Annotated in this window: 14 protein-coding genes; 8 read left to right on the forward strand and 6 right to left on the reverse strand. The window is 43.7% G+C overall.

What is annotated here, in order from left to right:
• Nucleotides 1–134 precede the first annotated feature (134 nt).
• From ACFFUV_RS12700 to ACFFUV_RS12710, 3 genes are all read left to right on the forward strand, one after another.
• The gene (locus tag ACFFUV_RS12700) at nucleotides 135–587 is read left to right on the forward strand and encodes an SRPBCC family protein (RefSeq protein WP_390193216.1); all 453 of its coding nucleotides are present in this window, start codon (nucleotides 135–137) and stop codon (nucleotides 585–587) included.
• A 62-nt stretch (nucleotides 588–649) separates the two neighbouring features.
• Complete coding sequence (locus tag ACFFUV_RS12705) at nucleotides 650–1393, forward strand: phosphatase (RefSeq protein WP_390193218.1); 744 nt, start codon at nucleotides 650–652, stop codon at nucleotides 1391–1393.
• A 102-nt stretch (nucleotides 1394–1495) separates the two neighbouring features.
• Nucleotides 1496–1879, forward strand: coding sequence for a cytochrome b562 (locus tag ACFFUV_RS12710; RefSeq protein WP_390193332.1), 384 nt, complete (start codon nucleotides 1496–1498; stop codon nucleotides 1877–1879).
• Nucleotides 1880–2061: 182 nt separating this feature from the next.
• Here the strand turns inward: ACFFUV_RS12710 and ACFFUV_RS12715 are convergent, their stop codons facing one another.
• A complete protein-coding gene (locus ACFFUV_RS12715) occupies nucleotides 2062–2262 on the reverse strand; it encodes a hypothetical protein (protein ID WP_390193220.1) in 201 nt (66 codons plus the stop codon).
• 91 nt (nucleotides 2263–2353) lie between these two features.
• Between ACFFUV_RS12715 and ACFFUV_RS12720 the strand changes: the two genes are divergently transcribed.
• Nucleotides 2354–3775 (forward strand): PepSY-associated TM helix domain-containing protein, encoded by a 1422-nt coding sequence (locus ACFFUV_RS12720; RefSeq protein ID WP_390193223.1) that lies wholly within the window; start codon nucleotides 2354–2356, stop codon nucleotides 3773–3775.
• 57 nt (nucleotides 3776–3832) lie between these two features.
• On the opposite strand, the gene gloA2 is transcribed toward ACFFUV_RS12720, so the two are convergent.
• The 4 genes from gloA2 to ACFFUV_RS12740 all read right to left on the reverse strand — a co-directional run bounded on the left by gloA2 (nucleotide 3833) and on the right by ACFFUV_RS12740 (nucleotide 8780).
• Nucleotides 3833–4216 carry an SMU1112c/YaeR family gloxylase I-like metalloprotein gene (gene gloA2, locus ACFFUV_RS12725; protein WP_390193334.1) on the reverse strand — a complete coding sequence of 128 codons (384 nt, stop codon included), beginning with the start codon at nucleotides 4214–4216 and terminating at the stop codon, nucleotides 3833–3835.
• 105 nt (nucleotides 4217–4321) lie between these two features.
• Nucleotides 4322–5644 carry a DUF1501 domain-containing protein gene (locus tag ACFFUV_RS12730; RefSeq protein WP_390193226.1) on the reverse strand — a complete coding sequence of 441 codons (1323 nt, stop codon included), beginning with the start codon at nucleotides 5642–5644 and terminating at the stop codon, nucleotides 4322–4324.
• 6 nt (nucleotides 5645–5650) lie between these two features.
• The gene (locus ACFFUV_RS12735; RefSeq protein WP_390193228.1) at nucleotides 5651–7468 is read right to left on the reverse strand and encodes a DUF1800 domain-containing protein; all 1818 of its coding nucleotides are present in this window, start codon (nucleotides 7466–7468) and stop codon (nucleotides 5651–5653) included.
• A 397-nt stretch (nucleotides 7469–7865) separates the two neighbouring features.
• Nucleotides 7866–8780, reverse strand: coding sequence for a LysR family transcriptional regulator (locus tag ACFFUV_RS12740; RefSeq protein WP_390193231.1), 915 nt, complete (start codon nucleotides 8778–8780; stop codon nucleotides 7866–7868).
• Between the two features lie 193 nt (nucleotides 8781–8973).
• Here ACFFUV_RS12740 and ACFFUV_RS12745 point away from each other — a divergent pair, with 193 nt between their 5' ends.
• The 4 genes from ACFFUV_RS12745 (at nucleotide 8974) to ACFFUV_RS12760 (ending at nucleotide 13900) form a co-directional block, all read left to right on the forward strand.
• Entirely contained in the window at nucleotides 8974–10170 is a 1197-nt protein-coding gene (locus tag ACFFUV_RS12745; protein WP_390193234.1) for a glycine C-acetyltransferase, read from the forward strand.
• The gene (tdh, locus tag ACFFUV_RS12750) at nucleotides 10170–11201 is read left to right on the forward strand and encodes an L-threonine 3-dehydrogenase (protein ID WP_390193237.1); all 1032 of its coding nucleotides are present in this window, start codon (nucleotides 10170–10172) and stop codon (nucleotides 11199–11201) included. The genes ACFFUV_RS12745 and tdh overlap by 1 nt, the downstream gene beginning before the upstream one ends.
• Before the next feature lie 297 nt (nucleotides 11202–11498).
• Nucleotides 11499–12965, forward strand: coding sequence for a ParB/RepB/Spo0J family partition protein (locus ACFFUV_RS12755; RefSeq protein WP_390193240.1), 1467 nt, complete (start codon nucleotides 11499–11501; stop codon nucleotides 12963–12965).
• 71 nt (nucleotides 12966–13036) lie between these two features.
• Complete coding sequence (locus tag ACFFUV_RS12760) at nucleotides 13037–13900, forward strand: DNA adenine methylase (protein ID WP_390193242.1); 864 nt, start codon at nucleotides 13037–13039, stop codon at nucleotides 13898–13900.
• Between the two features lies 1 nt (nucleotide 13901).
• Here ACFFUV_RS12760 and ACFFUV_RS12765 read toward each other — a convergent pair whose 3' ends face one another.
• Nucleotides 13902–15119: a site-specific integrase gene (locus ACFFUV_RS12765; RefSeq protein ID WP_390193245.1), complete on the reverse strand. Its 1218-nt coding sequence runs from the start codon at nucleotides 15117–15119 to the stop codon at nucleotides 13902–13904.
• Nucleotides 15120–15289: the final 170 nt, after the last annotated feature.

Raw genomic sequence — 15289 nt, forward strand, 5'->3', positions numbered from 1 at the left:
AATCGTGGCGGTGGTGACGAAAAACAATTCGTCGTTTTGATCTCATTTTGGTCGATTATTCGTGCTTTTCTACCGCAGCGAGGTACTCTGATAAAGTCACAGTTGAGCGAGTTTGCTGAGGGAGAAGCAAAATTATGTTGACCTTGAAATATCAAGTTGTGATTGATGCAACACCGGATAAAATTTGGGCGGTATTGACCGAAGTAGAGCGATACACTCAATGGGCAAAAGCGTTTTCTCCCAACTCCCAGTTCGAGGGTGATTGGTTTGAAGGCGAAGTGATTGCGTTTTTTGACCCAGAGTTTGGTGGCACACGAGCTCTCGTGGATCGTATTGAGTACCACAAGTTAATTGAATACCACCATACAGGGGTATTTGGCACTGAACATCAACTTGATATCGACACTGACATGGCGAGAAAGTGGATTGGCTCCAGAGAAATTTTCCGTCTTGAACCGGTGGAAAACGGTGTTATTTTGCATATCCAAGTCCACACGGACCCTGCGTTTGTCTCCATGTTCAATCAAGGTTGGCAAAGTGCGCTACCGATGATCAAATCGCTATCAGAGTCATCCAGCCAAGAGTGAAAAGACGTTGACGACTTAAGTTGTTATAATGTGCGCCCCTTCACATTAGAACTCAGGTTGTCATGAAATTATCGGTCGATACTCACACTCACACCTATGCCAGTGGTCACGCCTACAGTACCTTAATCGAAAACGCCCAAGCCGCTAAAGAGTGCGGACTGGCGATGTTTTGCACCACTGACCACTCTGAATCCATGCCGGGTGCGCCACATTATTGGTTTTTTTCCAATCAAAAAATCCTACCGCTCTTTATTCATGATGTAGCGGTACTTCGTGGTGTTGAGGCGAATATTGTGAATACCGCCGGTGATATTGACCTTCCTGAATCAGTTGATCGCCGCCTTGATTGGATGATAGCCAGTTTTCACGAACCGGTGTTTACTCCGAGCGATAGTAAAACACACACTCAAGCCTTACTTAACGTGATTAAAAGCGGACGTGTCGATGCGCTAGGTCACCTCGGAAACCCGAATTTTGATTTTGATTTTGAAGCCGTACTGACGTGCGCGGCAGAGCATAATGTGGCGATCGAAGTGAACAACACTTCTCTACGGGGAAATAGCCGTGTTGGCAGTGTTGAGCGCTGTGAGGCGATCGTTCAGTTAGGTCATCAACTCGGTGTCTTTTTTACGACAGGCAGCGATGCGCATTACCGAGATGATATTGGCAACTTAGCCCTGGCAAGTGAACTGCTGGCGAAAGTCGGCGTTGATGAAGCGAAAGTCATCACCCACTCGCCTCGCCAGTTTCTTGATTTTATTGAACTTAGAGGAAGGGCAACGATTCCAGAGTTTGACGGATTATAGTTTTCTCGCTTGCGTGCACCAAAGAACTTGAAACAGTTTGTTTGTTTCCTTTTATCAAGAGTGTCGTTACACTTGCGACACTTTTGTTATCTATGAGTGTGTCTGATGAAAAAAATGTTATTAGCTTCAATTCTGTTGCTGAGTGCTTCTCAAGCGTTGGCCAGTGATTTGAAATCAGTGATGAAACAGATGCGATTGGAATTTAAACATGCGGCATCAGCCACCTCCGTCGAGGAGATGAAAGAGCCAATTATTGAGCTCGATAAATTGGTCGAGCAGGCGAAACGAGGTGTTTATCCTGTCGAGAAAGAAGCGATTTATATGGAAGGCTTCAATAAGCTCTCAGTCGCGATTGAGGAAGTAGAACAGCACCTCGACGCCGGAGATTTACAACAAGCACAGCAATCATTGCGTAGTGTTGATGACTTGCGCGAAGAGTATCACGATAAGCGAAATCCGAGCATTTGGAGCAAGCTTTTTGGTTGAGTAGGCTTATTGTCCGCACTCGATGTTTTTGACGAGGCTAATCCGCCGCCGCGGTTTTCTAAACTTAATGTTGCTAGCTAGTGCCCTCAGTTGGGCACTGCTTGCGGCTATGCCAGTGGTGAATGCGCATGTGACCAGTGGGCATTGGACAACGCTTTGTACACTGAGTGGCTTTAAATGGGTTAATCTTGATCAAGATGTTCAAGCGCAAAAGCTGAATCACCCTTGTTTATTTGCCCACTTTTCCAATTTACACCAGGCTGTTCATACACCTGCTTATATTGAACTTCGTCAATATCTGCCTCGACGAATTCAATATATCTCCTTTTTCGCCATTGAGCGCCATCGTCGACCGCTATACAGAGCCCCTCCGCTTTTTGCATAACCACTCGTACGTTTAAAAAATAATAAGTAGCGTTTGCTTCAGCGACAGTCTCGGGAGGCAACGTGAGTTACTGCAAAAGGAAAACTAATATGTTGAGTTCTACTCAGCCAAAAGCACATTCTGTTTCGCGCTCAAAAGCGATTTATTTTCTCACTTGGCGTTGGCATTTTTATGCCGGTCTATATGTCATTCCCTTTTTATTGATTCTTTGCTGCAGCGGCATCGTGATGTTATTTGACCAAGAAATTGAAACGGCGCGATATTCAGATATTCTCCAAGTCGAACCCGGAGAGCAGCTGCAGCCAGTCTCTTCACAACTGAGTGCAGTACGCGACGCCTTTCCTGAGTTTACAGTGACGCAATTTATTCCTGCGTCAGAGCCCGAGATGGCCAATCGCTTCTCAGTGACGTCGCCTCAAGGGGCATCCGAATTTGTGACGGTTAACCCTTATACCGCAGAGGTTTTAGGCACAATTGACCGGAGTCATAGCGTTTATCAGTGGGCCAACAAAATCCACGCTACCCTGCTGATCGGGGACAGTGGAGACTACATGCTTGAGGTGGCAGCGAGTTTAGGCATTTTGCTTCTGGTCTCAGGGTTATATCTGTGGTGGCCGAAAGACAACGCAAGCCGAGCCAGTTTTTTAAAAATTCGTCTTCGCGGTGGAAAACGAATTTGGTTGAGGGATTTGCATGCCAATATTGGTGGTGTTTTATCGTTGGCCTTGCTGTTTTTTTTAATCTCAGGCTTGTCTTGGACAGGTATCTGGGGCAAGCAACTGGTTCAAGCTTGGAACACATTTCCGACCTATTATACTTGGGGTGAAAAGCCGACTTCGCGCTTGATGACTCACGCAGATCTCAACCATGGCGCTGAGAAAGAGATGCCGTGGACATTAGAACAAGCGCCAGTGCCAACCTCTCATGACCACTCAGCCATGAAGATGGCTCAAGGGTTTGTTTCTGAGCAAACCATCAGTGTTGACGACATTGTTGAAAAAGCGGAGGTACTGGGTTTTTCTCACTATCGAATCTATTTCCCGCAATCAAATACTGGTGTTTATACCTTGGCAGCAAACTCAATGGCAGGGGACGTTAGCGATCCAAGAAACGATAGAACCAACCATTTTGACCAATACACTGGCCAATTATTGGAAGAGGTAACTTGGGATGACTACAACCTATACGCAAAATGGATGGCAGCGAGTGTCTCTTTGCATCAAGGGGATCTTAGCCCGTTGAATAAATTCGCGAATTTGGCGATATGCCTTGCTTTTATCGCTCTGTCGGTTGCTGCTGTGATGATGTGGTGGCTGCGTCGTCCTCAAAATAAGGGACGACTCGGCGCACCGCCGAAGTTTGCTAGTGATGGTGTATGGAAGACTGGACTGATCACGCTAATTTTACTTTGTGTATTGTTTCCACTTGGTGGGCTTACCATTGCTGTTGTATTGGGGTTAGACTGGTTGGCGTTCAAGCGAATTCCGGCGTTGAAGCAAGCGATGAGTTAGCCAAGTCCATCGCTGTATGACGGTATTCAGGCCTGACTTATCATGAGTCAGGCCTTATTATTTCTGATAAATCTCTAAAGGCAGCCCATCAGGGTCGGTAAAAAACGTGAAGGCTTTACCTGTTAGCTCATCAATGCGTACGGGTTCGACCTCGATATGTTGGCTTTGCAAGTAGCTTTTGACATCATGAACGCTGTCAACTTCGAACGCTAAATGCCTTAATCCTTGCGCTTCAGGGAAGTTGGGTCGCGGCGGAGAATCTGGAAAACTAAATAGTTCGATTTGGTCTCCATTGGCTAAGGCGAGATCTAACTTATAGGAGCCTCGAGCGGCGCGATAGGTTTCTTCGATGATGGTGAGCCCCATAACTTCCGTATAAAACCACTTAGATTTTGCATAATCGGAGCAGATGATGGCGACGTGATGGATTCGGTTAAACATAAAATCATAGAACAGTTTGGTGTTAACCCATTGTAACATCGCTGAAAAACAAAAATGAGACCGAGATAAAAAAGCCCCAACCAAATGGTTAGGGCTGTCGAGGCATTAAATAAAATCGAGAATTTTCGGGTAGAAGTTGGACAAGCTTGGAAAGACTTTGCTCATATCCGAATTGGACACTCCCATCCAATTGGCCAAAGTAGCGCCAATTTGATCCACGGAGGTTGACGGTAAGATTCGCCCCGTCGAGTAATCGTCATCACTTCCTTCAGCCAGTGAAGGCCAAGTTCCAGTCGTTCCTGGAATCAACGAGCCGCCATTGATAACCAGCTGATTACTTCCCCAACCGTGGTCGGTACCTGAAGCGTTGGGTTGAATTCGACGTCCAAAATCAGACATAGTCACTGTCGTGACATTTGCCTCTAGACCTTGCGATTCAAGAGATGAGTATAAGCGATTGATACTATCACTCAGCGTTTCGAGGAGCCGATAGTGAGTACCACCTTGATTGCGATGTGTGTCGAAGCCATCTAGGGTGACAAAGAAAATTTGTCGGTTCTGCCCTAGCGTTTCTCGCGCTTTAATGAATTTCATCACCGAGTTAAATTGCTGAGCGAGGTTGTAGTCGGAGTTTTTCAGTATTGGTTCATCGTCGGTCGCGAATACCTTGCTGGAAATCTCACTGTAGTTGACGCTATCGCGGGTAACATCGGCAAATAAACGGTGGAATTCGCCCTTATTTACATCATCTTGTTCGATCATCGTTTTATAGATGTCGGTAATTTCGGGTGAGCGAAATTCCAATGATTCAACATGGCTTCCTTTGTAAGCGTTGCTTTTGACGCCACTGTTAAAATAGCGTGTCGCGCCTGACATACTAAACAGTGGAGGCAGCACGGTACTGTTTTCGGTACCGACGAGTTGTTCCATCAGTCGGCCGCCCCAGCCGGTGCTGTCAGTGGCGTTGGCGTTGCCTTTTAACCACTCATCCTTTTGGGAGTTGTGTGAAAAGAGCATTCCGGGTGCGTACTCGGTTTGACCTTTTGTCATGGGCTTTTTCAATACGCCACAGTTCAGTACCGCATTCACATAGCCTTTATTACATAGAGTTTGCATCGCTTTCATTGAGGGGTGTAAGCCAAATTCTACGTCGTTACCGAGGCTATCGACGCCGGTTAAGCCTGCAGGAAGAAGCTTGTTTTGAGGGATCGCGATACTTTTCCGTGCTTTTTTATATTCTTTGTAGTGGGTGTCATCGTTTGGAATCAGCATATTGAACCCATCGTTACCGCCAATCAGGTAAACACAGATCAAAGCTTTGTATCCTTGGGGATTGCTACCATTACTGTTGCCCATCGACCAACCGAAGCTCGGAAGTAGTGCTGATGCGCCTAAGCCGTATAAAAATGATCTTCTTGAAATAGCCATCTGAAATTAATCCTGTACGTAAAAGTCTTCATAAGCGATAACGAATTCCATGAGTTCTTCAATCACCCAGGCATTCTTCGGTTTACCTCGCAAAAAGGCGGTGTGTTCACGCAAAGCCAGTTCCAAATTTGGATCGACGCTGCGACCGAAAAATACCAACCCAATGCGTCTCATGAGTTCATCCATATCATCACCAGCTCCTTGGAAGTATTTGTAATTCGGTAACAGAGGGTCGCGCCATTTTGCGGTGAACGTTCGCATATAGTTGAAGGTGGTAATAAACGTCGGCCAAGTCATGATTTCAAGCTCTGGCGCAAACAGATCCGTTCCCGCGGGAGAGTAATCTTGCGAATAGAAATTAAACACTGAATCGGCGCGAAGCGGCCCTTGCCCAATACGCCAAAATGGAATATCACTATTGACGAAGTGGTCTGAATTGAGTTTTAAATCCAGTGCACGATAGAGGTTAACCACAGCGATAATTGGCTCTTTTATCTTAACCGGCATATGCTCTGGATCTTCGCCGAGGGCTTCTTTGTCTAGCAAAATCGCTTCAATCACTGCTTGAAGGTCGCCGCGAATGCCTTCTCCATTATCAATAAAGACGTTAGCCACACGCTCAATATACTCAGGCGAAGGGTTCGAAGTGACCAAGCGTTTGATCATATGCTTGGCGAAAAACGGCGGCGTGTTAGGGTGGTTATATAAAATATCCAACACGTCTTGCATATCCTGTTCTGCCGTTTGGCCCGCAGGCAAGGTATGACCCATGATGACTTTTTCACTTTGGTCGTGAACGCTATTATCCGCAACCATAGGAAGTACGTGATTGGTGTCCCCTTCTTGATGGCGCCAACCGGTAAACGCTTTCGCGACATTCGTGATGTCATCTTGTGTATAGGTTTCGAGGGCTTTACCTGATTCATCGGTTCGTATGCTTCCATCGATATTGAGTTTGTTTAGACCGATGGTAAACAGTTGCATGATCTCGCGAGCATAGTTCTCATCCGGTTGAGAGCCTGTGTCTGGGTCTTCTTCCTTGCTGCTGGTCATGGTGAGATACGATCCCATGGCGGGATGTAATGAAACATCTTCAATCAGCTTTCTGAAATTGCCGAATGCATCGTACGTTAGGGTGTCATAATAGTTGACCAGGGAACGAGGACGTTCATAAAGTGTACCGTAACGCGACACGACAAACACTTCGCTCAACGCAAAAGCTACTCTTTGGCGTAATTGATCTTCGCCATACACAGCGATGTCCATCCACGCATCATCGTGAGCGGCGTGGTCATTGCCCCCGAACTCAAAGAATTTAGCTTCGTGGCTGCTCACTGGGGCATCAAATTGCTCATGCAACCATTGTTTAGGATCAAACGTTGCTGCCTGTTCCATCAATTGATGAGTAGGCCCAAATGTGGCTTGATTTAAAAAACGATGAAGTTGCTTGTCACTCAGTACGTCAACGCTGAAGGTTGTCGTGGTATCAAGTACATCGCCTTGACTGTCTGAGATGACAAAATCGACGGTCTGCCGTCCAGGTTCATAGAAGGTTAAGGTCACTGAGTCGTCGGTTTGATGAGTGGCTTTACCGACTTTGCTGTCGATAGCAACTTGATCGATGTACAGAGTATCACCGTCTTGGTCCTGAGCGATGTCACTTACGTTGACACTGGTTGCTTTACCCCTGTGAAATTGCTTGGTAATCGATTTGGCGACGGGAACATGCGTCGTATTCGCGGCAAAAGTATTTCCTACTCCTGTAAATATAACCCCCAAGCAAAGCGCTATATTTGACAGTTTATTATTGATTCCTAATGTCATAACTAAAACCAGCCAAAATTGTTGAGCGGCTATTTAATAACGTACGCTGTAGGCTTAAGTGTTATTTAAGTAAAAGCTATGTCAGGAATGTTGTATTTTCTTACATTATATTTGTTTAAACATTGATGAATATTTTAATAAGGAAAACAAAAAAATATCTAAAATAAGAAACCACTAAGTTGACTTTAAATGAGCAAGTCAACTTGTGATTGCAAACCAATGGTTAACTTTTTGTTTTAAAATGACTTTTATTTCATGTCTCTTATTGACTGATTTATGGGTTAATTTTATTGAAGTGTTTCATTTGGCATGAAAATAATCTTTAAAAAACCAGAAAATTAGCTTTGGCGCTATAAATAGCAAGGATTGACCATATTTTTACCAAAATTTTAGATAACTATCTAGCCATTAACTTGGCGTTAATAAAGTCGATAAAAACACGTAATCGAGTGGGCATGTATTGAGTCTGTAAATATTGCATCGCAATCACACCGTGGTAATTACTTTTTATCGTCCATTCGGGTAATACTTTTACAACTTCACCATTGTCTAATGCTTGCTGGACCACGAAGTCGTGAAATATGCCAATTCCAAAATGATTTTTTACACCGGACAAACGCATCTGAGAATGGTTGACGGCATAACGTCCAGAGACACTTATCGTAAAAAAGGCGTCATCTCGTGCAAATTCCCATATGTTGTCGCGAGCCGTTTCTGCCAGATAGAGACAGTCGTGCATGGAGAGTTCGGTGGGATGAATGGGGGTTCCACGTTCAGCGAGATATTTAGGGCTGGCACAAAGCACCAAATTTGTCGTCCCTATCTCCTTGAGCACCAGATTTTCATCCGGTTTGTCAGTCAATTTAAATGCGATATCAATGCCGTCCCGAAACAGATCAATTTCTCCGTCGGCGACCCGTAGTTTTAGTTGAATTTCAGGATAGAGATGAAGAAAAGTGGTCACATGGGGTTGGAGCACAGAGTTTAAAAAAGCTTCTGGTGCAGCTACTGTGAGTGAACCACGTGGCTCTAAATGTTCTGATTGCGAGACTTCGACCGCTTGCTGAGCGGCATTCATCATCACCATTGCTTGGTCATACACTTTTTGCCCGGCTTGGGTAATGATCAGTTTGCGAGTGGTTCGCTCGACCAATTTACAGTTTAAAGCCTGCTCTAAGCGTGTGATCAGTTTACTCAGTGCCGAAGGCGTCACATTCAACTTTTTTGCTGCGCCAGTAAAGCTGCCTTCTGTGACGACTAAAATATAAGAGGCTAAGTCAGGGAGCAGGGCGGTGAGTTTCGGGTCAAACACAATAAAGCCTCTATATCATAATCAATGAACGGACCGAATTATAAATCATTTGTGCCTGAGATTCACAAATGATTTTCCGCAATCAGGGATAATTCTTTTGTCAGTGCTGGATTACACTTATTTGTAAAGTCCTAGACCGAGTTCGGCATATTTTGCTTTATTTGGTTTTCTCGCACATCAAAAGGAATTCGCAATGTCCTCTGCATTTTATCAGCAAATTCGCCAACAAATCGAAGATGTCAAAACGGAAGGGTTGTACAAATCTGAACGTATTATCACCTCTCAGCAACAAGCTGCGGTTTCTATCTCTACGGGTGAACAGGTTTTGAACTTTTGCGCCAATAACTACTTGGGCCTTGCTAATCACCCAGAGCTTATTGAAGCTGGAAAAGCCGGTATGGAAGAGCATGGTTTTGGCATGGCTTCTGTGCGTTTTATTTGTGGTACGCAGGATATTCATAAGCAGTTAGAAGAAAAGTTATCTCGCTTCTTGGGCAAAGAAGACACGATCCTCTACACATCATGTTTTGATGCGAATACTGGGTTATTCGAGACTATTTTAGACAAAGAAGATGCCATTATTTCGGATGCTCTAAATCATGCGTCGATCATTGATGGTGTCCGCCTGTGTAAAGCGATGCGCTACCGCTATGCCAACAATGACATGGCAGAATTAGAGCAGCAACTGATCGCCGCCGATCAAGCCGGTGCTCGCAATAAACTGATTGTCACTGATGGTGTGTTCTCTATGGATGGCGTTGTTGCCAATCTTCCCGCTATTTGTGATTTAGCTGATAAATACGATGCATTGGTTATGGTCGATGATTCTCATGCGGTCGGCTTTATGGGCGAAACTGGTGCTGGTACGCACGAATACCATAACGTTGTTGATCGAATTGATATTATTACAGGTACGCTGGGTAAAGCGATGGGCGGTGCGTCTGGTGGTTACACTTCGGGTAAGAAAGAAGTGATTGAATGGTTGCGTCAACGTTCTCGACCTTATTTGTTTTCAAACTCCGTAGCGCCAGCGATCGTTAACGCATCAATTCGAGTATTGGGTTTATTGCAAGAAAGTGGTGATTTACGCACACGCTTATGGGAAAACGCGGCGCATTTCCGTGCGCGAATGGAAGATGCTGGCTTTACAATGGGTGGCGCTGATCACGCAATCATTCCTATTATGTTAGGCGATGCCAAAGTAGCCGCAGAATTTGCAGAACGGGCGTTGGCGAAAGGCATCTATGTGATTGGTTTTTCTTTCCCTGTGGTGCCGAAAGGCCAAGCACGGATCCGTACTCAAATGTCAGCAGCGCATAGCCGACAACAGCTAGATAAAGCCATCGACGCTTTCATTGAAGTAGGCCGCGATATGGGGTTAATTAAGTAATGAAAATCAAAGCATTATCAAAACTTAAGCCACAAGAAGGTATCTGGTTGACGGAAGTCGACAGGCCAACGATTGGTCATAATGACATTCTGATCAAAATTAAAAAAACGGCGATCTGTGGTACAGATGTTCACATTTACAACTGGGATGAGTGGTCGCAAAATACCATCCCTGTACCAATGGTGGTTGGCCATGAATACGTGGGGGAAGTCGTCGAAATTGGCCAAGAAGTTCGTAGCTTTGAGATTGGCGACCGTGTATCTGGTGAAGGTCATATTACCTGCGGGCACTGCCGTAACTGCCGGGGAGGACGCACCCATCTATGCCGCAACACCGTCGGCGTTGGTGTGAACCGCCCAGGTGCGTTTGCGGAATATTTGGTTATACCGGCTTTTAACGCCTTTAAGATCCCGGATGAAATTTCTGATGATCTGGCGTCTATTTTTGATCCGTTTGGCAATGCAGTGCATACCGCTCTGTCTTTTGACCTTGTGGGGGAAGATGTTTTAATTACCGGTGCCGGCCCTATTGGCATCATGGCTGCTGCTGTCGCCAAACATGTTGGTGCTCGACATGTCGTGATTACGGATGTAAACGAATATCGCTTAGAGCTTGCTCGACAAATGGGTGTGACGCGCGCAGTTAATGTTGCTGAGCAGAAGTTAGAAGAAGTAATGACGGAGCTTGGCATGACGGAAGGCTTTGATGTTGGGCTTGAAATGTCCGGGAACCAATCTGCGTTCAGTTCAATGCTCGAAACGATGAACCACGGCGGGCGTATTGCGCTGCTGGGGATTCCGCCATCCGATATGACAATTGACTGGAACCAAGTCATTTTCAAAGGATTGGTCATCAAAGGGATTTATGGAAGAGAAATGTTCGAGACTTGGTATAAGATGGCGAGCTTGATTCAGTCAGGTCTCGATCTCACGCCAATTATCACTCACCATTACAAGATTGAAGATTTCCAAAAAGGCTTCGACACCATGCGTAGCGGGGCTTCCGGAAAAGTTATTCTCGATTGGGAATAACCAAATTATGACTTTGAAGCGCTCCGATTGGGGCGCTTTTTTATGGACATAACACTGTTTTTATAAACAGTAAAGTGGAAGGTTTGACCCTATTTAGCCCTAAAAAAAGTCCTAATTTAGTCCTAATCACAATTGTCTAGTGATTCTCTAAAGGAGAGTTCATGATATGTGACAGAGCACAAAAATATTCCATATACGCATTAATGCTCATACCTCAAGCTCTAACTTTTCCACGAATTTTCTGATATAAGATCACTTATAAATTGAAAAAATAATCAAAAAAATAGGTTGTCATCGATGGAAAGAAATATTCAACGAATTCCATTAAATTCAATTAAACTCGACCAACAAAATGTTAGATTTGGTGGTGATGTAGCCCAAAGTCAGAGAGAAGCTATAGAACTGATGATGGCGGATGTTGAAGATATAAAGAAGCTTGTGAAGTTGTCGGAGCATATTGCCCAAAACGGCCTAGATCCCACTGAGTTACAATTAGTTTATCCTGAAAGTGAAGACTCATATGTTGTAATAGAAGGCAATCGTAGGTTAACAGCGCTAAAAATGCTTCAAAATCCATTGTTATGCCCTGTAGAAAAGTACGTAAGAAGCTTTCGTGATGCTCAAGAAAAGATTAATGGAAATTTGCCATCTGAGATTGAGTGCAGCATCGTTAACAGCCGTGCGGAAGGTGATATGTGGGTAGAATTGAAACATACTGGTCAAAATAATGGCGTGGGTCGCGTAAACTGGAGTAGCGATATTCGGGATGAAGTAAGAGCTCGTGCTACCGGAGTGGAGTCTATAGGTCGTCAGGTCCGCACTTTGGTTTCAGATAATCCAAATATCTTCGACCCAAAAACAATCAACAATATAAAAAAAATACCAGTAACTACTCTGACTCGTCTTTTCTCTTCATCTCCTGCACAGAACGCTTTTAAATTGCAAGTCGAAAACAAAAATTTAGTTCCTGCGGTGCCATTAGAAAATATAGCACCGAGTATTGAGTTTGCTATCTCTATGTTTGTGCAAGAAGGGTACAATGTTAATGATATAAGAGGAGATAAGGATCGTAGACTTTTTATCGGTCACATACCACCAGAGTTGCTTCCTAAAAAAGATCCTATACCTACTTCAGGTCCCAAGGCTAGTGCGATAGATGGAGAGCAACAAGAAAATGGTTCACCAAAAGGAACACAGCAAACAAACATTCAAGATTCTGGAACCGGAGCAACAGAGGGAAGCCCTGAAGGCTCAGATGGACAGGACAACAAGAAATCAAAGGTAACTTCTAAGAGAACAACTAGAGCTAGAAAGTATCTGTTTCCCTGGACTTTAAAAATAACTAATTCTCGAATAAATGATATTTATAGAGAACTAAAATCAAGTTTAGTTGTTGATAAAACTCCTAATGCCGTAGCAGTAACGTTTCGGGTTTTTCTTGAGACTAGCTGTGATGATTACGTAAAACGCTTTGAGGGTAATAGTGAGACGCCGGTATGCAAGGTCGACAATAAGAAAGCGGTGCAAGAAGGTGATCCTCTATGGAAGAAAGTTGTTGCGATCAGTCATCATCTACTAGAAAAAGACCTCTTGAGTAGTCAGCAGAATCGAGCTATTGCTAAAAGAGCTAGCTCCCTAGACTCCGTAGGGTCTGTTGATCATCTGAATTTATTTGTACATAGTTCAGCTAGTGCACCTATTGCTTCTGAACTAAAAGATATTGCTGAAGAGTATAAGCCTTTTTTAGAAGCTATTTGGTCTTAATTCAGTATGGCCATAGAGACACAATTATGGTTAAATACGTAGTTATAAAGCTCCTAACCTAAACAAGTCTCATGTCGCAACGATTCTCAACACCACTCCGGTACCCAGGAGGAAAAGGTAAGTTCTCTGGTTTTATTAAGCAACTTTTTGAAACTAACAATCTTCTAGACGGCCACTATGTGGAGCCCTTTGCTGGTGGTGCCGGAGTAGCTTTGGATCTGCTTTTAAATGAATATGTAAGCCATATACATATTAATGATTTGGACGTAGCCGTGTATTCGTTTTGGAAAGCGGCTACTGAACATACTGATGAGTTATGCAAACTTATTTTCGACACTCCTGTAACTATCGATGTGTGGTTAACTCAGAAAAAGGTACTATCAAATGCTTCTTTGCATTCTCTACTTGATGTAGCGTTCGCTACGTTTTTCTTAAATCGAACAAATCGGTCCGGTATTTTGAAGGCTGGTGTTATCGGCGGAAAAGAGCAAAGTGGAAAATGGAAGTTAGATGTTAGATTTAACAAAATAGAACTAATCAGGCGTATTGAGATGATTGGTCGCTATAAAGAGCGTATCCATGTATATAATGAAGATGCAGTTAAGTTACTTAAAACTATAGTACCAAGCTTGCCGAAGGAAACGTTGATTTATTTGGATCCTCCATATTATGTAAAGGGAAAAGGATTATATCGTAATTACTATATACATGAAGATCATGTAAAAATAGCAGAAGCGTTGCGAGATGTTCAGCATCCGTGGGTTGTTTCTTATGACGATGTTAAGGAAATAAAAGATATCTATAAAGGCTATCGAATTGATGAGTATTTCTTAAATTATACGGCTCAAGAAAAGAAGAAAGGATCTGAGGTAATGATATACGGCCCGAAAGTTGTAACACCAAGCCATACACTTTCTTTACTGAACTTGGCATAATTTACACTATTTTTTTTAATTCTAGCCACACACGTTCGGATTCTTTTTTATTAGATTCTTTTAGCCATTTGCCATAGACCTTTGTGACCATGTTTGTATTTTTATGCCCCATTTGTTGTGCTAGATAGCTAAGATTTACGTTAGCATAAGTGATCATCCAGCTAGCGTAGGTGTGTCTTAGCTGGTATTGATTTCGATATTCAACCATTGCTTTTTCGCAAACTGCTCGCCAGATTTTACCTAAGCCTCTTTTCCCATAGTAATTATAGTCACTTCCTTTCTGTGTCCTGACGACCTTAGGATTGAAAACTATACGTATTTTTTCTCTACGGAAGCTCTTGTCAGGCAATTCGATATTATACTCCTTCGCGGGGAATAAGTAGGTGAGACGTTGCTGAGCCCTTAAGGCCTCTACCGCTGGTGGCATTAAGTCTACAGTTCTTTCGGTATCTGTCTTTGTAGTTTTGAGGCCACGTATGTCGTAAGTAGATCGACGAACTAGGATTGTTCTATTATCGAAATCAACATCTTCCCAAGCTAGGGCACACAATTCACCACTGCGCAGCCCTGTGTAAACAAGCAAGGTGATCATATTTCTGTGTTGTTCTTGAGCACAGTGGGATAAAACGCGGTTGATTTCCTCCATAGAAAATGGACGAATGTCTGAATCAGACTCTTTAACTCTATCAAGTATGTCGGCATGGTTTTTACTCACATACTCCATTTTATGAAGCCATGCTAAGAACGACTTTATGGTGACCAGAGCTCTGTTGATAGTTCGAGCGGAGCGGCCTTGAATCAATGCATGCCTCATTTGTATCAGAGAGCGAGGTGAAAGAGTATCGCAACTTCTTTTAGCTCCATATATTTCAAGGAAAGTCTTCATGACGGATAAATACTTTCTATACGTTGATCCTCGGACCTCCTGCTTTTTGTAGTCTAAATACTCCATAGCTAAGCTTCCCACTTCTCTTGCCCCTGGTTTTCCTGACGCATTTTTCGAATTAGGAAAATGAGAAGCATAGCTAAAGGTTCCAAGCTTTATCTCGTATAAAATTGCTTCACGCTTCTGTTTAGCAAACTTAATGTTTTGCTTCGTTGGTGATAGACCTAGGGACTCACGATGTCGCTTACCGTGATAGTAGAATGAGATTCTCAACATGCGACCATTTAGTTCAACGCCTGTAGGGAGTTTCTCTAGGGGTGCATTCGATGCCATCTGTTCCATTCCTCAATATCTACCATCCAGGTGCCTTTAACCTTTCTCATAACAGTGGATGGATAAAGTGTAGTGTAGTGGCATAGTGAATTTGGCCACCTGATTAGAGGTGTTAAGATACACCTCATAGCATGACAGGTGAAACTATGACTAAGCGTACCAGACGTACT

The organism is Vibrio olivae (assembly GCF_042428525.1).
In the GTDB taxonomy this organism is placed as follows: domain Bacteria; phylum Pseudomonadota; class Gammaproteobacteria; order Enterobacterales; family Vibrionaceae; genus Vibrio; species Vibrio olivae.